Here is a 25,876-nt window from a genome sequence, read left to right as displayed (position 1 = left end):
CGAAACACATCCGATAAAATTATAACAAGACACATCAGAAAAAATGGCTGGGAACTAGTTTCCCAGCCATAAATCATAACAATATCTAACCGATTCCCATTTATAATGACATCTACTCAGAGTAAGTTAAATTGGAAATTTATAGTCCTTTTACTTGAAATAATGTATACTGAAAGAATATGAAGACAAAAACGAAATAAAAATATCGGGAATATATAATGAATACACAAGATGCAATAGAACTTCTGGGGATTGTCCCAGAAGATGATGAAAGAGAAATTAAGCGAAAATATCATAAGATGATCAGCCGTTTTCATCCGGACTCATTGAATGAAGTAAGGGAAGCTCATATTCAGCGTGCACAGGAGATAAATGAAGCGTATCGGATACTGAGCCAGAGCGATAGTCGGGAAATGCAGAACGCATATGGAACGGAAGCTTATGGAACAGAGGCTCATGGCACAGACAATCATAAATCTGGGAAGAGGGAACAGCATCAGGAATGGTCTGGTGAATGGAACGAGGCTGCTTTTATACCAAGGAATATTTATCTGCACTATAGTATGAATCTTTCTGAAGAAGAACGAAAGGAAGCCCAGGGGAAACTGTATTATCAGGCTGCCTGTGGAAAATATATGTGGGATCCGGAGGAAGAGGATTTCGCGCTTTTTCTTACCAGTATTCGTCATGCAGCGGCAGTCCTCCTTGAGAGAACGGAGAATGCCGTAAACGCAGAAGACTTATCTTCTGTACCAGATTTGAAGGAATACCGTTTCCGCATCCAGGCGAAGCTGTTTGAATATCTTTCTATGCAATATGTGAACCCATTGCTGGTTCTGGATTCCCTGATGAAACCAGAGGGCACAGATGGGAAAGGTCAGAGAATTTATCGGGTTAAGGCATTTCTGGCAGCCGAAGCATCCTCCCCGGAAGGCAGGCTTATAGCCAGTTTGCAGTCTGGCGAATATCTGTTTCCAAAAGCTTTCCATGGGAATCAGATTCAGCTTATGAATAAAGACAAACAGGTATTGGGATATCTTCATATGGAAGATGACCGGCTGTATTTTTGCATTATTCCTCTTCTGAAGAGGCATGCAGCGCAGGTGAAATTTCTGGTGCAGGAAGAAGGCGGTGGAACAAATGAAAAAAATGAAGGAATTAATAATACGACGAATAGTAGTAACTTTAGAAATAGCGGCAGAGGAATAAAGCGTGGAAACAATAAGCTGAAAGTTAATATAGATTTCTATTTTCGTTTAGAGGATGAGAACTATACGTATAATAGTTCAGAGCTTAATTTGAAAATTGCAGAAATATTGAATGGATATGAGAAGTATTTGCGAAAATATAATCCGGAACAGGACCAGTTTTGTGATCTGTTTGCCCGCCTGTCCCGCTCGAATTTTCGCAGTCGTTTTCATCTGAAGGATAAGGATATACAGTATATCCGGGAGAAAGGAATGGATACCATCCGCAGTCATGCCTCAGATTTTGTGCGAACACGTCTGGCTCCGGCTCAGATTCCCAATGATGGCAAACAGACTCCAATGCGCGGGCACCCTGTATTCCTGGCTCAGCATGCTACTGGCTGCTGCTGTCGGGGATGCTTGTATAAGTGGCATAGAATTCCAGCAGGAGTGCGGCTCACAGAAGAGCAGCAGGAATACATAGTAGATGTGTTGATGGCATGGATTGAGAGAGAATATAACAGAAATGCATAGGGCTATGAAGTTGGTTTTATATATACAATCGGTAATAGTAAGGTATATGAAATATATAATTTAACTGGAATTTTGAGAAGATAAGAATGGGGAACGGTTTATGAGAATATTTCACTTATCAGATTTACACATTGGCTTGAAATTAATCAATCGTGATCTCAGAGAAGATCAGGAATATATACTGGATCAAATAATTCAGAAGGCCGCAGAGAAAGTGCCTGATGCGATCGTGATCGCAGGGGACATCTATGACAAAGCAGTTCCGTCTGCAGAAGCAGTGGAGGTGTTTGATCATTTTATCGGAAAGCTGCGAAATGCAGTTCCGGATTCTGTAATTATGATGATCAGTGGAAATCACGACAGTGCACCTCGTGTGAACTGTTTTCGGAGTGTGCTTGACCGTCAGAAAATTTATATGATCGGAATACCGCCTCAGACAGAAGAAGATCATATTGAGAAAGTGGTACTCCAGGATGAATATGGTCCGGTGAATTTTTATTTGCTTCCCTTTGTGAAGCCTTCCATGGTGAAGCTGATCACTGGCACAGACGAGAATGGAAATAATCTTTCTTACAATGATACGATTCACAGACTGATAGAACGTGAACAGGTCAACATAGACCAGAGAAACGTTCTGGTCAGCCATCAATTCTATCTGCCCATGGGGGAGAATGCAGAAGAAATTGAACGAATGGACTCTGAGATCCGGACAGTAGGAAATATTGACCAGGTGTCAGCCGATATTCTGCAGAAATTTGACTATGCGGCACTGGGACATATTCATAAGCCAATGAAAGCAGGCGGCGAGTTTTATCGCTATTGTGGAACGCCGCTGGCATGCTCTGTAAGTGAAGCAGGTCAGAATAAAGGAATTATAATGGTTGACATAAAACAAAAGGGCGAAATCACTACAGAAGTAATTCCACTGGAACCGCTGCGCCAGATAAAAGTGATCAAGGGAGATTTAGAGAGTGTTCTGGCACAGCGCTGTAAAGATTATGTGACAGTAATTCTTACGGATAAGGTGGATCTGGACGTAATTGATATGCAGGATCGTCTGCGTCTGGCTTTTCCAGGGCTTCTAGAGATACGCCGTGAGACTGTGCGGCAGGTTGATTATACCAGACATGCAGACAGTGAGCGTGAATTGAATCCATTTGAACTTTGCTGCCAGTTCCTCGGAAATGCAGATGCGGAAGAGCAGGAAATTCTTCAGGAGGTTATCAATACAGTACAGGAGGTGACGAAATGAGACCTGTGAAACTTATCATGCAGGCGTTTGGTTCCTACGGAAAACTGACACAGATCGATTTTCAGGAGCCGAATCAGAATCTGTTTCTTGTGACCGGAGACACCGGAGCAGGAAAAACAACTATATTTGATGCCCTTGTATTTGCTCTTTACGGTGAAGCCAGCTCCAGTACAAACAAGAAAGATGGTGTTGTACTGCAAAGCCAGTATGCAGAGTTGAACGTTGAACCATTTGTAGAGCTTGTTTTTTCCGAAGGGGCAGGAGAAAATAGCCTGCTGTATACTGTCCGCCGTGTTCCCAGACATCTGAAGCTTCTGACAAGAGGGGCGGGGAAAAATACAGGAAGTCGTGAAGTACCGGGGTCTGTCAGCCTGATCATGCCAGATGGTACCGAATATCCACAGAAGGAAGCTGACAGCAAGCTGGGGGAGATCCTCGGTCTTACCAAAAGCCAGTTTATGCAGGTTGCCATGATCGCTCAGGGAGAATTTATGGAGCTTCTTCGTGCAAAATCTGATGATAAGAAAGTCATCTTCCGGAAGCTGTTTAACACTGAATTATACCAGAATATTGTGGACGAGCTGATGAATCGCAAGCGTTCCCTGGAAAAAGAGATTGCCCAGATCAAAACTGCATGTCAGACTGAAGCTACCCATGTGGTAATTCCCCAGGAATATGACCAGTGGCAGGAAATAGAAGGGCTAAAAAAGCAGGTTTTGAATGGGGAAATTGTAGTGATGGATTGCTTTCTGGATCATCTGGGCGAGTTATGCAGAACACTGGAGAAAAGTGTGAATTTTACCTCGAAAGAATTACAATCCGCATCAAAACTCCGCGACGAAAAAAGGGATATCTACAACAGTTCCATTCAGCTGACGAATTTATATGCGCAGCTGGAAAACGCTGAGGTTCAGCTTTCTGAATGTGGGAAAGTGGAAGCACAAATAGGGGAAAAGACCATTCTGTCAGAGAAAATTAAGAAAGCATACGAAATAAAAGGCGAATACGCACGCTGTCAGGATGCCTTGCGTAATATGCAGACATGTGAGAGTGCCTTAAAGGAGCAGCAGGAACGAGCTCCTTTATTAAAAGAACAGTCACAATCTGTCATTCAGACAGCGAAGGCGGTGAAAGAAACGGCAGAGAAGGAGCTTAAGGCGTACACCACTATTTATGAGCGCGTGAATAAAGAAGTGAAGCTCCTTAAGCAGATCAAGGAAGCAGAAAAAAGTGTAAAGACCAGCCAGCAAAATCTGACCGCAGCGCAGGCCGCAGACCGCAAAGCCAGAGAAGATCTGGAGAAAATGGAGAAGCAGGAAGCAGACTGGAGGGCTCAGTCAGAGAAGCTGACCGACACTAATGAGAAAATTGCTGTCTGGAAAGGGAAAAATCAGGAACTGGAAGTACTTGGCATTGAAGTACAAGAAACGGAAGATCTTCTTAAAGGTGTAGAAACACAGAAAAAACTGGCGAAGAAAGCACGAGAGACATACCAGAAGAATAGAATCAGATATGACGCAAAGAGCCAGGAATATGAGTCTATGCGGAGAATTTTTCTGGATGAGCAGGCTGGTTTTCTGGCACGCGAGCTTCAGCCGGGGAAACCATGTCCTGTATGCGGCGCAATAGAACATCCGAATCCATGCATAGCTTCTACCCTTCATAGAGATCTCACCCGTGAGCAATTGGAACTGGCAGAAAAAGAAGTTTCTGAGCTTCGAAACAGGCAGGAACAGTCTGCCGGTGAAGCAAGGTCAGCTGTGGATATAGTTGCAGAAAAAGAACGACTTTTGGAAGAGACAGGAAGGAAGCTGTGCACGCGTATTTTAAATGATCATGAGCAGTTCCCGGAAGCAGGAATGCTGGAAGTATTTGATTCTTTGGGAGACAATATAAAAAATTTCCAGGAGAGCAGAAATTCAGAAGTCCCTGGTGCAGCCCAGGATCAGATGGCGGATAAAGAGTGTAATTGGAATGCCTTGCTGAAGCAGATACAGACACTTCTTGGAACCTGGAAAACTTTATTACAGGAAGAGGGTACAAGACTTAATACAGCCCAGAAAACATTGCGTAATCTTCAGGATGCTCTGGGACAGGTAGAAGAGCGGAAGAAATCAGGAAAAACTGCCGTAGAGGAATGCGGACAAAAGCTGACTGAGGCAGCAGCGTCAGCCAAGAGCGCAGAAGCTCTTCTGAAGCAGTTGAATGATTCCCGGGAATATCCATCAGAAGAGGCGGCTATGACAGAGTTTAACCAGGCAAAAGGAAAATGGAAAGCTGCAGAAGCTGCTTCCAAGGAAGCTGAAAAGAAAGAAAAAGCGTCTTCTGAAGAGCTGGTTAACTGTACCAGCTTGATTAAACGATTTGAAGGGGAACTTCCAGATCACCAGAAGCTTTACCAGGAGCGGCAGGCCTTTTATCAGACTTTGATGAATGAGAAAAATATGACAGAGGCAGAATGGGCGGACATAGCAGAGAACTATACCCGTGAAACAGCGGAGCTTTTGCAAAAAGAAGCAGACAGCTGGCAGCGAAAAAAACTAGCCGCACAGACCACTGCAGAAACAGCTGGAAAAGCCATAGATGGCAGGAGCAAGCCGGATATGGAAGCTGCCAAGTCCCAGATGGAGGAAGCTGAGAAAGTACGGCTTCAGACTCAGACGAAACTGGAACTTTATAAAGAACAGTATAAAGCTGATAAAGAGGCATATGATATTCTTAGCCCTCAGATGGAGAAGCGAGGTAAAATCATTGAAAAGCATACCAAGCTGGAAACTCTTTATAAGCTGTTGTCTGGAAATATGTCCGGAAACCGTATGGATCTTGAAACCTATGTGCAGAGATATTACCTGGAGAAGATTCTTTATGCGGCCAATCGCCGCTTTGCGAATATGTCTGCCGGACAGTTTGAACTTCGTATGGTAGACGAGGAGAATGCGGGGAAAGGCAAGAATCGTGGTCTGGATCTTATGGTATATTCTAATGTTACCGGCAAAGAGCGTGAAGTCCGTACCCTTTCTGGAGGAGAATCCTTTATGGCAGCTCTGGCATTGGCACTTGGAATGGCAGATCAGATCCAGGAGAGCTCTGCAGCGATACATCTTGATGTAATGTTTGTGGATGAAGGCTTCGGTTCCCTTGATGAGCATTCCAGAGAACAGGCGGTAAAGGTTCTTCAGGAACTGGCGGGAGGAAGCAAGCTGATTGGAATTATTTCTCATGTGACCGAGCTGAAGCAGGAGATTGAAGATCAGCTGATCGTCAGCAAAGACGAGAAGGGAAGTCATGTGAAGTGGCAGATAAGCTAGTACATCGAATATTAAGTAACTGCCATATTGACTTGCCTGATTTTTCATCTGCTGCGTTGTCGTCGGTCGCCGTAGCCACCGCTACGCCTCCTTCCTCCGCCTTGCATATGAAGAAATCATCCTGCGTCAATATAGCAGAAACTTAATTTTCGATGTACTAGAATGTGTTTGAAAAATCATTCCCGCAATCTGTACGCTCCACTTTGCGGTATATTTTGCCCGAATTCAGTTGCCGTAGCTCGCTACGGCTCCTTCCTCCATCTTGCATATGAAGAAATCATCCTGCGTCAATGTAGTAGATACTTGGTTGAATAAAGAATATCGGGAAGCAATTAAGCTTCCCGACAAATAAAAAGTTCTATAGATTTTTTGTAAAATTAATAAACTCTTCCGACTCACCGTAATCATGAATCCGACAGTTTGCCAGACACTGTATTTCCTCTTGATTTTCTTCATGAGAGTCGTACACAGCAGTGGTATAGAAGCCATCTTTCTTAGCTGTAGTAAGGGCATGAAGAGAATCTTCAAAGACCATGGTATTGGTTCGGTCAGTGCCAAGAAAGTTCAAGGCTTCCCGATAAATGGTTGGTTCGTCCTTTCCGGCACCCACAGAGGAGCAGGTAAAGATTTCGCTGAAATAATCAAGCACTCCGCAACGTGCCAGGGCAGCTTCCACGAGGGAGCGCTCTGTAGCAGTGGCGATACACATTTTGACTCCGGTCTCATGAAGCTGAGCCAGAAATTCTTTCAGATGAGGCTTCAGCTGAGCTTCATAGCGGTAGAAATCATCTACAATTGCTACAGCACTTTTGATCAATTCATCTCGGGTCTGTTTTACACCATAGTGCTCAATAAAATAGTCAGCTGCCTGGTGGAGACTCATAGTGGCGATTGCTTCATCCAGATCCGGTTCAGGTTCAATTCCCTGGCTTCGCAGGTAATTTTCGCCTACATGATCCCAGGCTGACATAGAATCCAGAATCGTACCATCCAGATCCCAGATGGCACCCCTTAACATGAAATTCCTTTCCTGAAAGATGCATTGTCTTTGGAAATACAAGTAGAATCTTTCATTTTGAGAGTAAGCTCTTTAAGCTCTCTGGTTGCTTTTGTAATATCTTCAGCTGCAAAGATGGCACTTACAACTGCAATTCCGCAGATACCGCTTCCAGCCAGCTCCATTACATTGTCATGTGTAATTCCACCGATAGCAATAACAGGAATATTTACAGCCTCACATATTTGTTTTATAGTTTCATGGCTGATATTGCCGGCATCTTTTTTGGTTCCGGTTTGGAATGCGGCACCTACTCCCAGATAATCTGCGCCATTTTTTTCAGCAAGAACAGCCTCTTCAACTGTATGCGCAGAAACGCCGATGATTTTGTCAGAACCGAGGATGGCTCTGGCATTACCAGCAGCCATATCCTCCTGCCCTACATGAACGCCATCGGCATTGATTTCTTTTGCAATTTCTACATTGTCATTGATCACGAATGGTACATGATAGCGCGCACATAACTCTTTGATTTCCGCAGCTTCTTTGCGAAAACTATCTGTATCCAGAGTTTTTTCGCGTAGCTGAATGAAGGTAGCCCCACCTTTTAAGGCTTCTTCGACCTGGTCATATAAAGTTCTGCCATTTAACCAGCTGCGGTCAGTAACGGCATAAAGTAAAAGCTCTTTTTTATTGCAGTTCATTGGTAAAACCTGCCTTTCACATGTAACTTGTGCGTCAAACACACTCTAATACATTATATAAAGCTGAATCTGGAAAGTAAAGGTAATTATTAAGCTAGAGCGTGTTTGAAAAATCATTCCCGCAATCTGCACGCCCCACTTTGCGGGAGATTTTGCCCGAATTCGGTTGCCGTAGCCCGCTACGGCGCCCTCATCCGGACAAAATCTCCCACAAACTGTGACGCACGTCTTGCAGAAAGCCTTTTTCAAACACGCTCTAGAGCGTGTTTCTGCGAAGATCGAGAATCGTAACCCATAATGTTTGTTACATGAACAGGAACCTGTACATTGAAAAACGAAAAGTGATATGTTAGACTAATATTAAAATTGTGTTTTTGTCGGTTCGCAAAAAAGAGAGGCAGGTTTGATTATGGATCAATTTGAGCAGATGAAGGTGACACGGCAGGCGATGAATGGCAAGATGTGTCTGATGTTTGGTGGTATTTTCCTGATGTTTTCAGCCATTACTTCCACGATCATGTATGGAATCAATTTCTTTATGACAGCTCTGGAAGCAGATAAAGGAACTGCAGAGTATGTAGAACTTCTTGAGAATGCCGGAGTGGGAAGTGGACTTCTGAAAGGGATTGGTATTTGTTTTATTGCAGTAGGAATCTGGGAAGCTGTAGTTGGATTTCTATCTGTAAGAAATTCCAACAGAGTAGATAAGAGCAGATTTTCTGTGAAACTGGCCATATCGCTTCTTATAACAGAGATTGTCATGCAGGTAATTCTGTTTTTTACCGGATTGATGAATCTGGGGCTTCTTTTTACAGCCATTGTGCTTCCGCTGTTTTTACTTTGGGGTGCCACCCGTTTAGGCAAAGTTGCCCAGGCTGATCCGGAACGCAAATTTGCAGTAGACCCAGCCAGGAAGAAATCCTCTCAGCAATCTCAACCGGCCGCCCCGAAGAAAAGCATTCGTGAGAGAGCCGCTATGCAGGCGCGAGAAGATGTAGTGGTACCAGAGAAACAAGATACTGTAGATGAGGAAAATATTGCAGATTCAGAAGAGTCAAATTAGAAACTCAAAGTATGAATATAAGCATCATTGGAAAATGCAGTGGGTATAAGCATCATAGGAAAATGCAGTGGGAAAATTGTTAAAGATATATAACCTGTGAAATTGTATGAGCTGTAGTTAGTCGTTGTTGCCGATAATATGATTTGCATGTAGCTATTAAGGTATAAGAATTAGAGACTGTTTATGATTCAACACCGGATAAAGGAAAGAGAACCACAGTATATGGACATGAAAGAAATCATCACAGAAGCAGCCCGTAAGCTGGTTCTGGAGAAAAAAGTAAAGAAGCTTACAGTAAAGGATATTGTGGAAGAGTGCCAGATCACCAGGCAGGCATTTTACTACCATTTCGAAGGAATACCGGATATGATTCAGTGGAGCATAAAGCAGGGAACCAGGCGGCTGCTGGAGGCGTGCAAAGAGCAGGGTGGCGCAGAAGCAGCGCTGAAGTATCTGTTTGTTTTTGCCATCAATGCTATACCCGAAGTGCGAAAAGGAATAGAAAGTAATTATGGAAAAGAACTGGAACAAACCCTTATGCAAGGAACCTGCGAGTTGTTTGAGAGCATTGTGGAGGAAGAAAATCTGTACCAGAATTATAGCCGCCAGGAGTTGAAGCTGATCCTCCGTTACCACAGCTATGCTATCTTTGGTATTTTCCAGGACTGGACACCGGAGGATACGAAGAATCTGGATATGATCGTACACGAAGTCTATTTGATTATGATGGGAAAGAATGCTACAGAAGATGTCTTTCTGTGCTGAAAAATGCTCCTGTTTATTCGTGACAGTTTTATTCCTGTGTTTATTGACCTTGAAGCAGTTTTGAAAGTGAAATTGACGGAGGTGGAGACCGACTGGGAATAGAATCCAGAGGCCGGATGCAAATACATGGAGGGAACTAAATAAGAGATCAAACGGGCAAGGTGTATCTTTACACTTTGCCCGTTTTGTCTATACACGGTGAAATTTTTGGCTATCGACACTTTCTTCTGCTTGTACTAGAATAAAATCATCAGGATTACGGAGTGCGATTGTGACGCACGTTTTGCAGAAAGCCTTTTTCAAACATGCGCTAGAGCCTGTTTGAGAAAGAACGGAAATGATAACGTAATCCGCAAGGAGAGGAGGGAACCATATATGGCACATGAAATTTTATCCGTAAAAATGTACGAGCTGGATAAAAAACTGGAACAGACCCACAGTCGGATTCAGATGGCGGAGAGTATGGATACGGAAAGACTCCACCAACAGATCCAGAACCTTCGACAGGAATGTCAGGAAAGCCGTATCACTTTGGAAAACAGACTTCGCCATTCCAAGACAGACTGTGTAATGAAGCTGGCAGGCGTCTATGACCAGGTGGAAGCAGCAGTTGGAAAAGTGCTGGAGGCAGAAAACATTAATTTGAAAAATAAGGAGCCAATATTTGGAAATGTGCTCCCGGGAACGGAGAAGAAAATCCTCACCGCAGAATACGCCCTTGATTTTGCAATGCAGGCAGTAAACCGGGCACTTCTGGTATCGCTGGAGGCTATTGAAGCCCAGCGTCTGGAAGAGAAGAAAGAGGCAGAAGAGTGAGTAGACGCTATTAGTTTACATAAGAAAGGACTACAACCATGAAAGAAGTAAAAACCCCAAAAAAGCCGTTGATCTATTACTACGGCATTGTGCTTCTGGTACTGATCGTCTTTAACCTGGTGGTTTCCCCAATCTTGATGGAGCATCAGGTAGAAGAAACCGATTATGGTACCTTCATGAGCATGATCAATGAAAAAAACATCGGCAAAGTAGAAGTAGAAGATAACCAGATCGTCTTTACCGACAAGAACAACGAAAAAATATATAAAACCGGTCTTATGAATGACCCCGATCTCACCGACCGTCTGTATGAGTGCGGTGCCACCTTTACCAAAGACATTGACCAGCAGACCTCCCCGATTCTCAGCTTCCTGGTAACCGGACTTCTGCCGTTGATCATTTTCATAGTTCTTGGAAATTATATGGCGAAGAAGCTGATGGAGCAGGCTGGAGGCAAAAACTCCATGGCATTTGGCATGGGAAAAAGCAATGCAAAGGTTTACGTTCAGTCCAGTGAAGGAATCCGTTTCTCAGATGTAGCCGGAGAGGATGAAGCCAAGGAAAACCTTGCAGAGATTGTAGATTACCTTCACAACCCGAAGAAATACACAGACGTGGGAGCCTCCATGCCGAAAGGCGTTCTCCTTGTAGGCCCTCCAGGTACTGGTAAAACAATGCTTGCCAAAGCCGTTGCCGGAGAAGCGAATGTTCCATTCTTTTCCATGTCCGGCTCTGAATTCGTAGAAATGTTTGTAGGTATGGGTGCTTCCAAAGTTCGTGATCTTTTTAAGCAGGCGAAAGAGAAAGCCCCATGTATCGTATTCATTGATGAGATCGATGCCATCGGTAAAAAACGTGATGGCCAGGTTGGTGGTAACGATGAGCGTGAGCAGACACTGAACCAGCTGCTTACAGAGATGGATGGTTTCGAAGGCAACAATGGGGTTATCATTCTGGCAGCTACCAACCGCCCGGAATCCCTTGACCCGGCACTTACCCGTCCAGGACGTTTCGACCGCCGCGTACCAGTTGAGCTTCCCGATCTTGCAGGACGTGAAGCAATTCTGAAGGTTCATGCAAGAAAAATCAAAGCATCCGATGACGTGGATTTCCACACTATCGCACGTATGGCATCTGGTGCATCCGGAGCCGAGCTGGCAAATATTGTAAACGAAGCAGCACTTCGTGCAGTCCGTGACGGACGTACAATCGTTACAGAAGCAGACCTGGAAGAGAGCATTGAAGTGGTAATCGCTGGTTACCAGAAGAAAAACGCAGTTCTCTCTGACCAGGAGAAAAAAGTGGTTTCCTATCACGAAATCGGACATGCCCTGGTGGCAGCCCTTCAGAACCATTCCGCTCCTGTTCAGAAGATTACTATTATTCCGCGTACTTCCGGTGCACTCGGCTATACCATGCAGGTAGAAACTGGTGACAAGTATCTGATGACAAAGAAAGAACTGGAAAATAAGATTGCAACCTTCACCGGCGGACGTGCTGCAGAAGAAATCGTGTTTGGCGAGATCACCACAGGCGCTTCCAACGATATCGAGCAGGCAACCAAGATTGCCAGAGCTATGATCACTCGCTACGGAATGACCGACGAGTTCGACATGGTGGCTATGGAAACCGTTACCAACCAGTACCTTGGCGGCGATGCATCCCTTTCCTGCTCTGCAGATACCCAGAAGGAAATCGATGAGAAGGTCGTAGAATTAGTAAAGCGAGAACATGAAAAAGCCAAAAAGATCCTGACAGACAACCGTAAAAAACTGGATGAACTGGCTATGTTCCTTTATGAAAAAGAAACGATAACTGGCGAAGAGTTTATGAAAATTTTAAATAACAAAGAGGAGAGTGAGGAAAAATGAGAAGACGTTCACGTTATGGCTGGCTGGAACTCATTGAGGGAATCCTGCTGATCCTTCTTGGGATTTATACGTTGTGTAATCCGGGCGGCATGCTCCGCGGAATTACCTTTGCGTATGGTTTTCTTGCTGTCATCACCGGAATTTCAGATATTGTATTTTATGCAAAAACAGAGCGCTATATCGGCTTCGGACCTACCATTGCTCTGGTGACTGGAATTTTAAGTCTCCTTGCCGGACTAATGCTTCTGATGTACCCAAATGCCGGAGAGCTGATCATGACCCTGCTTCTCCCAATCTGGTTCATCGCTCATTCTGTTTCCAGATTGACCCACATCCCTCTGGTCCGTCTGGCAGGAAAATTTTACTATTACTTTACCTTGATTGTAAATATCCTTGGAATCACCCTTGGTTGTCTGATGATCATCTGGCCGTGGGTAGCGTTGTTTTCAACGGGCTTTATTATTGGCGGTTATCTGATCCTTCTTGGAATCGACTGCGTGGTGATGGCCTGCAGTGACATGGATGCCGGGTGGATGTAGAAACAGGATGTATTTACCGGTTGACACAAGAAACTACGAGGTGATAAAATCAAGATGAAATAAAAAAACTGCAGCTCGCAATAAAGGAGATTTACATATATGGCAACACTTAAGGATGTGGCGAAGGCCTCAGGCCTAACGGTAGGAACAGTTTCCAGAGTCCTGAATAACAGAGGATATATCAGTGATAAGACCCGTGAGAAAGTATATCAGGTGATGAAAGAGCTGAATTATCAGCCTAATGAGACAGCTCGCGCACTGTCAAAGCAGAAGAGTAATACGATAGGAGTTATTTTGCCGAATATTGAACATCCTTATTTTGCCAAGGTACTAAGCCGTTTGGAGCGAGAGGCTGCGAAGCAGGGATATCGTATCATGCTTTTTGTTTCCAGGTATAAAGAAGAACGTGAGGAACAGTGTATTGAGATGTGCAAGAGCGAAAGAGTGACCGGCGTTGTTCTTTGCAGTGGAAGTTTTGAAACTGAGAAATTTGAAGATCTTGATTTCCCGTTGATCACATTGGAACGTTCTATGGATGAAGGGACATCCGGGATTGAATGTGATAACTATCAGGGCGGTGTGCTGGCAACGGAGCTTCTGATTGAGAAAGGCTGCAGGAAGCTGATGTTTATCGGCGGAGTAAGTGCAGGGGTTGACATTCATATGCCAGGAGATCTCCGCGAGGTTGCATTTCGTGATATCTGTAAGAATCGAAATGAAGAAAATGTGGTTATGGTAACGGATAACCGTCTTTTTGATTCTCTGGAATATTATGAATATGTAAGACAGGCACTGGTGGATAATCCTGATGTGGACGGTGTATTTGCCAGTTCAGATGTTATTGGTGCCTATGTACTGCAGGCATGCGCAGATCTGGGAATCAAGGTTCCGGAGCAACTGAAGATCGTAGGTTTTGATGATGTGAATATTGCCCAGTTTACAAGTCCGGGACTTACGACAATTCATCAGCCTGTGGAACAGATGGCAGAATTGGCAGTAGCAGCTATTGCGCAGATTGATGAGGGGAAAGTTGTACCTACTAAGACAGTATTTCCGGTTACACTGGTTGAGCGAGGGACGACTTGAACGCAGATAAGCATTTCCCCGCTTCAAGTGCGCGGAGCACTAAGCGGCGAGTGAGGGGGGATGCTTCTGTCAGTGGGAGCCTTCAGCTCCCACTGACAGATCGCGAAGCGACTGCGTTCATGAGCAAACAGCGAAGCGGATTGCGAATGTCCGCTTTACTGAATTGTTAATATTTTTTTATCTTCGAAAAATTTTCCAGTCAGTTGTCATATTGTGTATTCTGGGGTGTTTTTGAAACATTTCAGAATACAATATGACAGCTGATTTTTTGTATAGCAGGAAATTACTCTGTAATATTTCTGCTATACAAAAAAACGCTTCGCGCGGAATTGATCAGATGCATAAGGAATATGACATGCGGTTGTGATAAAAAATGAAGCAATTTTCGTAAAAAAACAAGAAAAATAAAATAAATGAACTATAGACACGAAAAAAGCATGTAAAAGTGCACAAAACATAAAGAGCTAAATAGTATAAATGTAACAAAGTGATGTGAAATGGACAAAAATATATGACAACCGCTTGACATATTTGAGACGCAATGCTATCATACAACCATAAAGAAAACGTCCGAACAAGAACGTAAAAAACAGGAGGAAGCAAAAATGAAAAAACGTATTTCAATGGCAATTGCAGTTGCAACTGCAGCAGCAACAATGGCAAGTGTATCTGTACCGGTTATGGCAGACGATGTGAACATCACAATTTTTAACTCCAAGATGGAGGTTCAGAGCCAGTTCGAAGAATTAGCTGCTCAGTATGCAGAAGAGACCGGCGTTGGCGTAGAGGTTTATTACAATAGTGATACAGTATCTGCTCATCTGGCTACCAGATATTCTGCGAATGATCCATATACAATCTCTATGGTAGACCCGAAAGATATCTATTCACTTGCAGCAGACCATGCAATTGATTTAAGCGATCAGAGCTGGGTTAATGAGACTGATTACGCAATCGGAGTTGACGGACAGCTCAATGGTTTCCCGACCTGCCTTGAAGCACGCGGTGTTATTTACAATGCAGATGCAATCGAAGCAATCACAGGCGAGACCTTCAATCCGGATGATTACAAGACACTTGATTCTTTTAAAGAGCTTCTTGAGAAACTGAAAGAAGGTGGAATGGAAACACCTACCGGTATCATGAAAGAGGACTGGTCCCTTGCAGCTCACTTCCTTGCTGAGGTTTACGAGCAGCAGCCAGATGTAGAAGCATTTGTTTCCTCTCTTTATGAAGGAACAGCAGACCTTGCAAACAATGAGAAATTCAATTCTCTTATGGACTTCTTCGATGTAATGATGGAGAATAACTACGCAAAAGATTCTGCAATCGCTGCAGAGCGTGAGACAACCGAGATGATGCTTGCTGAAGGACAGATCGCATTCATGTTCGGAGGAAACTGGGACTGGTCCGTAATCAATGCATATGATTATACAGAGAATATGGGAATGATGCCGGTACCGCAGAACACAGATGACGGATCCAATGAGAAGCTTGTTGGTGGAGGTTCCAAATTCATGATGATCGATTCCTCTGATGCAACAAGTGATGAGCAGCGTCAGGCAGCTAAGGACTTCCTTACATGGCTTGCTGATTCCGATGAAGGACAGAGCTTCATTGCTGAGACATGTGCACTTGTACCTGCATTCTCTAACAATGAAAAAGAAGTATCCGATCCACTTGGAAAATCTGTTAAGAAATATGCAGATGAAGGCTCTCTGATTGATAACTACAATTACCTTCCGGATGATCATCTTTCCATTTGTGGTGCAACCTTCCAGAAATATCTCGCAGGACAGATTGACAGAGCTGAGTTTGCAGCAGAGATTGAAGACTACTGGAAGAACACAACTCCTGTAGAGCACTAAGAATTATCCTTTGGTAACAACTTATTAATTTAACAAACATACTGTAGTTTTATAGAAATTTGCCACCCCTCAAGAGGCTGCACGCCTGTGCCATGCGGCGTGCGGCCTCTTTCCCTCACAAAAAGAAAAGTACTGGATTATAGATTTTCGGAGGCAGCGGGAAAAGGGTGGAGACAAAAAAGAAAAGGGAAAGGGGATCGTGATTATGGAACAAAACACCATGAAATATAAAGTAAAACAGTACTTGATGTTCGCTGGCGTTTCCACTGTCCTGTTTAGTGCAGTTGTAATCCTTCCATTTATCTACGGATTATATCTTACATTTACAAGCTGGGACGGTGTTTCAAAAGACAAACCATTTGTTGGACTGGCAAACTACATTGCTACATTCCAGGATGCAGCTTACTGGCAGGCACTTGGACGTACCTTGATTTATTCTGTTATCGCTGTAATTTTGGTAAACGTGGTAGCATTTTTCCTTGCATACCTTCTTACCAGCGGAATTAAAGGTCAGAACTTCTTCCGTGCAGGCTTCTTTGTTCCGAACCTGATCGGTGGTATCGTACTTGGTTATGTATGGAAATTCGTATTTAACCGTGCATTTGTATCACTTGGAAAATCTCTTTCTGTAGGTGCTCTTTCCACCTCCTGGCTGGCAACCACCAACGGTGCAATGGCATGTCTGATCATCGTATCTGTGTGGCAGTACGCAGGATATATGATGCTGATCTATGTAGCCGGATTTATGAGCGTATCCAAGAGCCTTATGGAAGCAGCCCAGATCGACGGCTGCACCAAGACACAGGCAACCATTAACGTAACGATCCCACTTATGAGATCTTCTTTTGTACAGTGTCTTTTCTTAACGATCACAAGATGCTTTATGGTATATGATGTAAACCTTTCCCTGACAAAAGGTGAGCCATTTAACTCTTCTGTAATGGCAGCTATGCACGTATACAATCAGGCATTTACTTACAAAAATTACGGTACCGGCCAGGCAGAGGCATTAATTCTGTTTGTTGTCTGCGCAATCGTAGGAGTTACTCAGGTTTACATTGGTAAGAAAGGGGAGGTGGCAGCATGATGGATGAAAACAAAAAAGCAGCTCAGAAGAAAAAAGTCAGCCATTTTATTACAATAGCAGTGCTGGTTATCCTGTTTCTGGCATTTATCTTCCCGTTTATCATGGTAATTTTCAATGCGTTTAAGACAAAAGGTGATATCACGGCAGATCCGCTGGCACTGGTTGGCTCTCACGGCTTTATTCTGACTAACTTTACAGATGCCATGAAAAAGATGAACTTTGCAACATCTTTTACAAACTCTCTTTTGATTACTACAGTTTCTACGATCCTTACAATTATGCTTTCTGCAATGACAGCGTTTGTAATTGTTCGTAATAAATGGAAAGCATGCGGTATTCTGTTTTCCCTGATGATTGCATCTATGGTTATTCCGTTCCAGGTACTTATGATCCCGCTGGTTTCTCTTTACGGTGGTATCTTTGGAGTACTGAACAGCCGTATTACTCTGATCCTTATGCATGTGGGATTTTCCCTTTCCATGGCAACCTTCATGTTCCACGGTGCAATTCACACCAGCGTTCCGATGGAGCTGGAAGAAGCAGCATTTATTGATGGATGTACCAGATGGCAGACATACTGGAAAATTGTATTTCCGCTTCTGAAACCAACCATCGCAACAGTTGCGATTATTGATGCAATGGCATTCTGGAATGATTACCTTCTTCCAAGCCTTGTTCTCGGACGTAAAGAACTGTATACTCTTCCGATTGCAACACAGGCATTCTATGGTACTTATTCAACAGACCTCGGACTGGTAATGGCCGCCCTCCTTCTGGCTATGCTTCCGATCCTGGTTCTGTATCTGTTCCTGCAGCGTTACATCGTTGAGGGTGTTACCTCCGGAGCAGTAAAAGGTTAAAACCAAAATGGGGTCCAATGATAGTAATATTTTTGGACCCCATAATTACTATCTTGAAATGTGTTTTGATTAATAAATAACAACAGGAGATATGATTATGATAAGTCAGACTTTAAGAGATGCCAGAAGATACGAAGATGCAATGGCTCAGAATATTACACCTTTGGAGAGACCGGAATTTCATTTATCTCCAAAAGTTGGATGGATGAATGACCCCAATGGTTTTTCTTATTACAAAGACAAATTTCAGTTATTTTACCAGTATTATCCATATGATTCCCAGTGGGGACCAATGCACTGGGGACATGCGGTAAGTGATGACCTTCTTCACTGGGAATACCTTCCGGCAGCCATTGCCCCGGACATGCCATATGATTATGTGGGATGTTTTTCAGGAAGTGCCATTACGCTTCCAGATGGAAAACAGCTTTTTATGTACACCAGTGTGCGAAAAGAAGCACAGCCGGATGGAGGTGTCCGCGATATACAGACACAAAGCCTTGCAGTCGGTGATGGGATGGATTATGAAAAGGATGTACGAAATCCGATTCTTACAGCAGAAGACATGCCGGAAAACAGCAGCCCCTTTGATTTCCGTGATCCGAAAATGTGGAAATGCGAGGATGGCACTTACCGCTGCGTGATCGTAAATGACAGGGCGGACGGAACAGGCGGCCGTATTCTTCTGTATAGAAGTGAAGATGGGTTTAACTGGGAGTTTGAATCCGTAATGCTTTCTAATGATGGCAGATTCGGAAAAATGTGGGAGTGCCCGGATTTCTTTACCCTGGATGGAAAAGATGTAGTACTTGTAAGCCCTCAGGATATGCTTCCAAAAGGCTTTGAGTACCACAATGGTGATGGAACTCTTTGCCTGATTGGTAAATTTGATGAGGAGACCAAAACCTTTATTCCGGAAAAAGACCAGGCAGTGGACTATGGTATCGACTATTATGCAATGCAGACAGTGGAAGCACCAGACGGAAGAAGAATTATGATCGGCTGGATGCAGAACTGGGATACATGTGCGAATAACAGAATTCCGAAGGGAAAATGGTTTGGACAGATGAGCCTTCCAAGAGAGCTTTCCATTAAAGACGGCCGCCTGATCCAGAAACCGGTTCGGGAAATTGAGAAGCTTCGCACAAATAAGACAGAATATAAGAATGTTGCTTTTGAGGATGTAATTCGTCTGGATGGCATAGAGGGAAGATGCGTGGATATGGAAATCACTCTTCGCCCGGCAGATGCGCAGAATATTTATAAGAAATTTGCAGTGCGTTTTGCCCAGAATGATACGTACCATACAGCAGTAAGCTTCCGCCCTTATGAATCCGTATTGAAAATTGACCGTAAGTTCTCCGGTTCCAGACGCGCAATTATCCATCAGAGAAGAAGCCTTGTGAATAGTGAAAATGGAGAAATTAAGCTTCGGCTGATCCTGGATCGCTTTAGTGCTGAGATTTTTGTAAATGATGGAGAACATGTGATGACTGCAACGATTTATACAGATCTGGAGGCAGATGGAATTTCCTTCTTTGCAGATGGCAAAGTGGAGATGGATGTTACAAAGTACGAGCTGAAGTTTTGAGAATTGCCAGTAGATACGAGGAGGATATAAAGTGAAGCAAAGAGAGAAAACAGATAAGATCTTTCAGGATCGTATGGCAAAGAAAACAGATGAATTACGCTGGCTGTACATGGAGCTTTATGGAAATGATTCCATGTTTTTCGAGTTATGCGATCAGCTGCACCGCTTCTATGAAGAACGAAGCAGCACATTGAAGGCACTGGATCAAAAGCGTGAAGCAGATCCGGGCTGGTATAAGAAAAATGACATGCTTGGCATGATGTTTTACATAGACAATTTTGCAGGAAACATGAAAGGTGTGGAAAGCAAGCTTGACTATCTGGAAAAAAACAACGTAAATTACATTCATCTGATGCCGTTTCTGGATACGCCGAAAGGTCGTTCTGATGGCGGTTATGCAGTGGCTGATTTCCGTAAAGTACAGGAAAATCTGGGAACGATGGATGATCTGGAGGCACTGGCCGGTGCCTGCCACAAAAAAGGCATCAGCCTGTGTATGGATTTTGTTATGAACCATACTTCGGAAGACCATGAATGGGCAAAAAAAGCCCGCCAGGGCGACGGGGAATATATGAGCCGTTATTTCTTCTACGACAATCCGTATATTCCGTCCCTCTATGAGAAAACAGTGCCTCAGGTATTTCCGACCACAGCTCCGGGTAACTTTACCTGGCTGCCGGAAATCGGGCATTATGTAATGACCACCTTTTACCCCTATCAGTGGGATCTGAACTATGGAAATCCTCGGGTTTTCAATGAGATGATGTATAATTTCCTTTTCCTTGCAAACAAGGGAATTGATGTAATCCGAATTGATGCAGTTCCCTATATCTGGAAAGAACTGAACACACCATGCCGGAATCTTCCGCAGGTACACACCATTGTGCGTATGATGCGCCTGATCAGCGAGATTGTATGCCCGGGAGTGATTCTTCTTGGAGAAGTGGTTATGGAGCCTGAAAAGGTTGTGCCGTACTTTGGAACTGTAGAAAAACCGGAATGCCATATGCTTTACAATGTAACTACAATGGCAACTACATGGCATACCGTTGCCACCAGGGACGTGCGTCTTCTGAAAAAACAGCTTGATATTGTAAATGGTCTGCCGAAGGATTACGTATTCCTGAATTATCTGCGCTGCCACGATGATATTGGCTGGGGACTGGACTATGCCACACTTCAGCAGGAAGGCATTGAAGAACGTTCTCATAAGAAATATCTCAATGACTATTTCCAGGGCTTTGCAGGGGAGAGCAACAGCCGCGGAGTGCTTTACAATGAGGATCCGGTAACTGGAGATGCAAGATTCTGCGGAACCACCGCTTCCATGTGCGGTATTGAGAAGGCGGGATTTGAGAAAAACAAAGCGGCAATGGAAAAAGCAATCCAGCTGGATGTTATGCTTCATGCCTATATGTTCATGCAGTCAGGAATTCCTGTGATCTACAGTGGAGATGAAATCGGACAGGTAAATGATTATTCATACAAAAATGATCCGGACAAAGCACCGGATTCCCGATACATTCACAGAGGGGCTATGAATTGGGATCGCGCAGCCATGAGCGGCAACGCCAGAACTGTGGAGGGTAAATTGAACAAACGTCTGCTCCAGCTGGAAAAAATCCGCAAAACAGAGAAGGCATTTATGACAAATGCGGATACCTGGACTGTGGATACCTGGGATAACAGTATTCTCTGCATTGGCCGTTATTATGAAGGGGAGAAAATTTACGGCCTGTTTAACTTCAGCGAATATGATAAGACAGCATGGATTAATGAACGTGATGGAATTTACAAGGATCTGATCACCGGACAGGAGATGGAGGCTGCAGGTGTAAATGTGCCTGCATATGGCTTCTTCTGGCTGAAAAAAATTAACTGATGAAGAAACACCCGGGAACAGAGGATTGTCTCTGTACTCCCGGGTGTTTTTTGTGAACAAAGTTCACAGAAAACCTGAGAATTAAGTTTGCGCAGCAAATGCTACTTCTTGTGCTTGTCACAAGAAGGTTCGTCTTTTTGTGCATCGCGAAGCGTGTTACTGGTCGGCGTGAACAGCAACTCATAAACAGTAACAATCTCCACTGGTATATGGTTGACATTGCTTCATAGGACTGTTAAATTATATTTACATATCTTAATACTTTTGAACGGCTTGCTGACAAGAAAGGATAACCATATGATAAAGCGAGACTTAAAAGACAATTTTCAGATATCCATCAGCGGCCAGGACACCTGGTATGACATGAATGTGCCCGGCTCCGCCATGGAGACTTTTTGCAAAGAAGGAATTCTTCCGGATCCATATTATGGAATGAATGAGTACAAATGGACAGAATTCTGGAAAAATGATTTTGGCATCAGAAGCACTTTTTCTGTAAGCGCAGAAGAGATTGCCAGTGAGGAGATTCTTCTTACCTTTTACGGAATTGATACTGTGGCAGATGTCTTTTTAAATGGAAAGAAGCTTGGACATACTGAGAATATGCACCGCACCTGGGTCTACCAGGTGAAAGAGCTGGTAAAAGAAGGCGAGAACCTTCTGGAACTTCATATCGCCTCCCCGGTAAAATTCATTGAGACTTACAAGCCGGAGAAAGGAAGAGAGATTCATTTTACCAACACCGGAACTACCTCTGGAAGCCAGTACATTCGTAAAGCACACTCCATGTTCGGCTGGGATTGGGGCCCAAAGCTTCCAGATGCGGGACTTTTCCGCGGTGTGGAGCTCTGCTGCTTTGATACTGCAAGACTGGGCGAATCCCTGATCCGCCAGGAGCATATGGATGGAGCCGTGACACTTCATATTGGAAGTGAAATTGAGAAAGCAGATGGACAGGTTGTAAAAGCTGGAAATACTGCTATGCAGTCAAATGGAAATTCTGCAGCACAGCCAGAATCTGGCGGCAGCGCACAGCCCGGAGTCAGCGGCTTACAGCTTTTCTACGAACTCCGTGATCCATCCAGTGCTCTCATCTACACTGGCACCGACTCTGATATAAACGTAACAAACCCTGCTTTGTGGTGGCCAAACGGCTACGGCAAACAGCCTTTATACACCCTGACGATCCAGCTGAAAGCCGGCGAGACCGTTCTTGATACCAGGGAGTACCGCATCGGTCTCCGCACCGTCACGGTATCCCGTGAGGATGACCAGTGGGGCCAGGAATTTGCTATCATGGTAAACGGCGTAAAGATTTTTGCCCGGGGCGCAGATTACATTCCAGATGACTGCTTCTACCCAAGAATCACCAGAGAAATCCTGGAGCGCGATGTAAAAGCCTGCGTATTTGCAAACTTTAACTGTCTTCGCGTATGGGGCGGCGGATATTACCCATCCGACGAATTCTACGATCTCTGCGATGAATACGGAATTCTCCTTTGGGAAGATCTGATGTACGCCTGCAACATTTACGACGTAACACCGGAGTTTGCAGAGAATATTGCAATTGAAGCAAAAGACAATATCCTCCGTTTCCGCAATCATGCCTGCCTTGGCTTGATCTGTGGAAACAATGAGCTGGAATGCGCATGGACAGACTGGAAGGATGTCCAGGGACATGCACCGTCTCTTAAGAGAGACTACCTGTATCAGTTCGAATTCCTCCTTGCAGATGTGGTAAAAGAAAATGCACCAGATGCATTCTACTGGCCGTCTTCCCCGTCATCAGGAGGAAGCTTTGATAATCCATGTGATGAGAACCGCGGCGATTGCCATTACTGGGATGTATGGCATGGTCAGAAACCATTCAGTGAGTACATGAAGCACTATTTCCGTTTCTGCTCCGAGTTCGGCTTCCAGTCTCTTCCATCTATCAAGACAGTAGAGACCTTTACCGGGGAGAAAGACCGCAACCTTTTCTCCAGAGTTATGGAGAGCCATCAGAAAAATCCGGCGGCAAACGGTAAGATTCTATATTATTTATCTGAGACCTTCCGTTATCCGAAAGACCTGGAAAGCCTGATCTTTCTAAGCCAGATTCTTCAGGGATACGCCATGAAGGAAGCAACGGAGCATTGGAGAAGAAACCGAGGCAGATGTATGGGAAGTATTTACTGGCAGTTCAATGATAACTGGCCGGTTGCGTCCTGGTCCAGTATGGACTATTACGGAAGATACAAGGCCCTCCATTATATGGCAAAAGGCTTCTGCGACAATGTGGCAGGAAGCATTGAGAAAAAAGAGACTCACATAGGCTTCTGGATTTCAAACGAGACACTTGACCCGGTAACGGTAAAAGCGAAAATCGCGGTGAAAACACTGGACTTCCAGGTGATCGAGGAGCAGGAAGTATCCAAAGAAGTACCTGCACTCAGTGCGGAATGCCTGTTTGAGAAAGAATACAAGGAATTGATCGCAGGTCGTGATGACAGCGTATTCTTTGTTGTCGAATATGAGTATGAACAGAACGGACAGAAGGTTTCCAAGAAAGAATTCGAGACATTTGTTCCAGTCAAATATCTGGAACTGAAAGATCCTGCATTTAAGGTAACTGAGAATGCAGACGGAAGCGTTTCCATTCAGACAGATACTTTTGTTCCGTATTGCATGCTGGAGGGAATCAGCGCGGATACCATCTGGAACGAGAATGTGGTTGCATTTACAGACAAGGAAGCAGTCACACTTGTACCAGTAGAAAACCAGAAGATTTCCAGAGACGGCGTTCGGATTTACGATATTTATCACACATATCATTAATAAAATGCGTGCGAAAATAGTAGTACATACGAATCGCATTCCGCATCAAAACGTCAGATACGTAATTTTTGCTGACAGACAGAAGTTTGTGGAAATTAAACACAAGTAAAAATAGAGTGATCACATAAAATGTTACGAGACATAGATCAATCAGGAGAATCGAAACACATATTTAAAAAATTCTCCTCACACATAATAGAGAAAGGAATTACACCATGGGATTTAAGAAAGATTTTATCTGGGGCGGTGCAACCGCTTCCTACCAAGTAGAAGGCGCTGCTTATGAAGACGGAAAAGGTCTGAACATCTGGGATATTTTCTGCAAAGACGGCGGACACATTTATGAGAACCAGACAGGTGATGCAGCCTGCGACCAGTATCACCGCTACAAAGAAGACGTTCAGATCATGAAAGAAATGGGCATGAAAGCATACCGCTTTTCTCTTTCCTGGGCGCGCATCATGCCGGAAGGCACAGGCACAGTCAATGAAAAAGGTCTGAAATACTACGACAACCTGATCAATGAACTTCTGGACAACGGAATTGAGCCATTTGTTACCTTATATCACTGGGATCTTCCATACGCACTTCATTTACAGGGCGGCTGGATGAATCCAAATTCTCCATCCTGGTTTTACGAGTATGCAAAAGTAGTGGCAGAGCATTTCTCAGACAGAGTAAAGAATTTCTTCACCATCAATGAGCCGCAGTGCATAGCTGGCCTTGGATATCAGATCGGTGAGCATGCACCAGGACTGAAGGTTGGCCCATCCGATTATTTCCGTATCTGGCACAACGTACTGAAAGCCCATGGACGTGCAGTAGAAGCGCTTCGTGAGTTCAGCAAACAGCCTGTAAAGATCAGTATGGCACCATGTGGAGCCCTTTATGTTCCGGAAACAAACAAGCCGGAAGATATTGAAGCCGCAAGAAAAGCAAACTTCAGTCTCCCGGAGAACTCCATCGGAGCCTGCAGCTGGGACGTTGCTCTTTGCTGTGATCCGGTTTATCTGGGACAGTATCCAGAGGATATTCTGAAAGAATTTGGACAGTTTTTCCCGAAAGTAACAGATGCCGATATGAAGCTGATTTCACAGCCACTTGATTTTTTTGGACAGAACATTTACAATGCCGTAACCGTTCGTGCCGGTGAGGCTGGAAAAGCAGTCCGCGCAGCACGTTACGATGGTTTCCCACAGACTGCAATTGGCTGGCCGGTAACTCCGGAGGTTCTGTACTGGGCGCCAAAATTTATGCAGGAGCGTTATAAGAAGCCGTTTATGATCACAGAGAATGGCATGGCTTCCCATGACTGGGTAGGTGTGGACGGAAAGGTTCACGACCAGGCCCGCGTAGATTTTATGGCTCGTTATCTTGGCGCTTACAAGCGTGCAGCTGAGGACGGTGTGGATCTGGCAGGATATTTCGCATGGTCCGTAATGGACAATTTCGAGTGGGCATACGGATATTCCCAGAGATTCGGACTTGTTTATACAGACTACAATACACAGAAGCGGATCTGGAAGGATTCCGCATATTTCTACAAGAATATTATCGAAACAAACGGAGAGAATCTGTAATTCCGGAGGTTGCCCATGGCAAATCAGAGGGGCAGAAAGAAAAGTATAGCAGCAATTTTTACTGGTTGA

At 44.2% G+C, this 25,876-nt stretch carries 21 protein-coding genes and 1 pseudogene; 18 read left to right on the top strand and 4 right to left on the bottom strand.

The genetic code is table 11. From position 1 onward, the window contains the following. The first annotated feature begins 218 nt into the window (after positions 1-218). The 3 genes from PGQ38_RS21010 (at position 219) to PGQ38_RS11010 (ending at position 6,281) form a co-directional block, all read left to right on the top strand. Positions 219-1,721, top strand: a complete 1,503-nt coding sequence (locus PGQ38_RS21010) for a DUF4186 family protein (RefSeq protein ID WP_330674480.1) — start codon at positions 219-221, stop codon at positions 1,719-1,721. A gap of 100 nt (positions 1,722-1,821) precedes the next feature. Then, positions 1,822-2,973: an exonuclease SbcCD subunit D gene (locus PGQ38_RS11015; RefSeq protein WP_173718363.1), complete on the top strand. Its 1,152-nt coding sequence runs from the start codon at positions 1,822-1,824 to the stop codon at positions 2,971-2,973. Further along, the gene (locus PGQ38_RS11010; RefSeq protein ID WP_270431716.1) at positions 2,970-6,281 is read left to right on the top strand and encodes an SbcC/MukB-like Walker B domain-containing protein; all 3,312 of its coding nucleotides are present in this window, start codon (positions 2,970-2,972) and stop codon (positions 6,279-6,281) included. Before PGQ38_RS11015 ends, PGQ38_RS11010 begins: the two co-directional genes overlap by 4 nt. Positions 6,282-6,407: 126 nt before the next feature. Here the strand turns inward: PGQ38_RS11010 and PGQ38_RS20665 are convergent, their stop codons facing one another. Continuing rightward, positions 6,408-6,506 carry a DUF6783 domain-containing protein gene (locus PGQ38_RS20665; RefSeq protein WP_416386753.1) on the bottom strand — a complete coding sequence of 33 codons (99 nt, stop codon included), beginning with the start codon at positions 6,504-6,506 and terminating at the stop codon, positions 6,408-6,410. Here PGQ38_RS20665 and PGQ38_RS20660 point away from each other — a divergent pair. Further along, positions 6,471-6,596, top strand: coding sequence for a DUF6783 domain-containing protein (locus tag PGQ38_RS20660; protein WP_368366522.1), 126 nt, complete (start codon positions 6,471-6,473; stop codon positions 6,594-6,596). The genes PGQ38_RS20665 and PGQ38_RS20660 overlap by 36 nt on opposite strands. 43 nt (positions 6,597-6,639) lie before the next feature. Here the strand turns inward: PGQ38_RS20660 and PGQ38_RS11005 are convergent, their stop codons facing one another. The 3 genes and pseudogenes from PGQ38_RS11005 to PGQ38_RS19975 all read right to left on the bottom strand — a co-directional run. Beyond that, complete coding sequence (locus PGQ38_RS11005) at positions 6,640-7,299, bottom strand: HAD family hydrolase (RefSeq protein ID WP_195983222.1); 660 nt, start codon at positions 7,297-7,299, stop codon at positions 6,640-6,642. Further along, the gene (gene thiE, locus PGQ38_RS11000) at positions 7,293-7,982 is read right to left on the bottom strand and encodes a thiamine phosphate synthase (protein WP_195698899.1); all 690 of its coding nucleotides are present in this window, start codon (positions 7,980-7,982) and stop codon (positions 7,293-7,295) included. Before thiE ends, PGQ38_RS11005 begins: the two co-directional genes overlap by 7 nt. A gap of 45 nt (positions 7,983-8,027) precedes the next feature. Continuing rightward, a pseudogene (locus PGQ38_RS19975) lies at positions 8,028-8,171 on the bottom strand (DUF6783 domain-containing protein); the annotation flags it as partial. On the opposite strand from PGQ38_RS19975, the gene PGQ38_RS19970 reads away from it, so the two are divergent. The 14 genes from PGQ38_RS19970 to PGQ38_RS10935 all read left to right on the top strand — a co-directional run bounded on the left by PGQ38_RS19970 (position 8,109) and on the right by PGQ38_RS10935 (position 25,807). Next, positions 8,109-8,273: a DUF6783 domain-containing protein gene (locus tag PGQ38_RS19970; RefSeq protein WP_334304073.1), complete on the top strand. Its 165-nt coding sequence runs from the start codon at positions 8,109-8,111 to the stop codon at positions 8,271-8,273. The pseudogene PGQ38_RS19975 and the gene PGQ38_RS19970 sit on opposite strands and share 63 nt — an antisense overlap. 118 nt (positions 8,274-8,391) lie before the next feature. After that, positions 8,392-9,045 carry a hypothetical protein gene (locus PGQ38_RS10995; protein WP_195983221.1) on the top strand — a complete coding sequence of 218 codons (654 nt, stop codon included), beginning with the start codon at positions 8,392-8,394 and terminating at the stop codon, positions 9,043-9,045. Between the two features lie 222 nt (positions 9,046-9,267). Continuing rightward, positions 9,268-9,810 (top strand): TetR/AcrR family transcriptional regulator, encoded by a 543-nt coding sequence (locus PGQ38_RS10990; protein ID WP_195698900.1) that lies wholly within the window; start codon positions 9,268-9,270, stop codon positions 9,808-9,810. A gap of 375 nt (positions 9,811-10,185) precedes the next feature. Continuing rightward, on the top strand, positions 10,186-10,626 hold the full coding sequence (locus PGQ38_RS10985) for a hypothetical protein (RefSeq protein WP_195478087.1): 441 nt from the start codon (positions 10,186-10,188) through the stop codon (positions 10,624-10,626). Positions 10,627-10,664: 38 nt separating this feature from the next. Then, positions 10,665-12,497, top strand: a complete 1,833-nt coding sequence (ftsH, locus tag PGQ38_RS10980; protein WP_195478085.1) for an ATP-dependent zinc metalloprotease FtsH — start codon at positions 10,665-10,667, stop codon at positions 12,495-12,497. Continuing rightward, the gene (locus tag PGQ38_RS10975) at positions 12,494-13,036 is read left to right on the top strand and encodes a DUF308 domain-containing protein (protein ID WP_187565804.1); all 543 of its coding nucleotides are present in this window, start codon (positions 12,494-12,496) and stop codon (positions 13,034-13,036) included. Before ftsH ends, PGQ38_RS10975 begins: the two co-directional genes overlap by 4 nt. A gap of 99 nt (positions 13,037-13,135) precedes the next feature. Beyond that, entirely contained in the window at positions 13,136-14,122 is a 987-nt protein-coding gene (locus tag PGQ38_RS10970) for a LacI family DNA-binding transcriptional regulator (RefSeq protein ID WP_118581958.1), read from the top strand. A gap of 605 nt (positions 14,123-14,727) precedes the next feature. Continuing rightward, positions 14,728-15,990 (top strand): ABC transporter substrate-binding protein, encoded by a 1,263-nt coding sequence (locus tag PGQ38_RS10965; RefSeq protein WP_270431710.1) that lies wholly within the window; start codon positions 14,728-14,730, stop codon positions 15,988-15,990. A gap of 205 nt (positions 15,991-16,195) precedes the next feature. Beyond that, positions 16,196-17,077 (top strand): carbohydrate ABC transporter permease, encoded by an 882-nt coding sequence (locus PGQ38_RS10960; protein WP_118581952.1) that lies wholly within the window; start codon positions 16,196-16,198, stop codon positions 17,075-17,077. Further along, complete coding sequence (locus tag PGQ38_RS10955) at positions 17,074-17,937, top strand: carbohydrate ABC transporter permease (protein WP_330382723.1); 864 nt, start codon at positions 17,074-17,076, stop codon at positions 17,935-17,937. The genes PGQ38_RS10960 and PGQ38_RS10955 overlap by 4 nt, the downstream gene beginning before the upstream one ends. 97 nt (positions 17,938-18,034) lie before the next feature. Next, positions 18,035-19,528, top strand: a complete 1,494-nt coding sequence (locus PGQ38_RS10950; RefSeq protein WP_270431708.1) for a glycoside hydrolase family 32 protein — start codon at positions 18,035-18,037, stop codon at positions 19,526-19,528. Between the two features lie 73 nt (positions 19,529-19,601). Beyond that, complete coding sequence (locus PGQ38_RS10945) at positions 19,602-21,410, top strand: amylosucrase (protein WP_118582054.1); 1,809 nt, start codon at positions 19,602-19,604, stop codon at positions 21,408-21,410. A 297-nt stretch (positions 21,411-21,707) separates the two neighbouring features. Further along, entirely contained in the window at positions 21,708-24,227 is a 2,520-nt protein-coding gene (locus PGQ38_RS10940) for a beta-mannosidase (RefSeq protein ID WP_270431705.1), read from the top strand. Between the two features lie 215 nt (positions 24,228-24,442). Continuing rightward, positions 24,443-25,807, top strand: coding sequence for a GH1 family beta-glucosidase (locus PGQ38_RS10935; RefSeq protein ID WP_270431703.1), 1,365 nt, complete (start codon positions 24,443-24,445; stop codon positions 25,805-25,807). Positions 25,808-25,876: the final 69 nt, after the last annotated feature.

It is taken from the genome of Blautia faecis (assembly GCF_027662325.1).
Taxonomy (GTDB): domain Bacteria; phylum Bacillota; class Clostridia; order Lachnospirales; family Lachnospiraceae; genus Blautia_A; species Blautia_A faecis.
The sequence above is the reverse complement of the archived record's forward strand: the minus strand, read 5'-3'. Positions and strand labels throughout refer to the sequence as shown.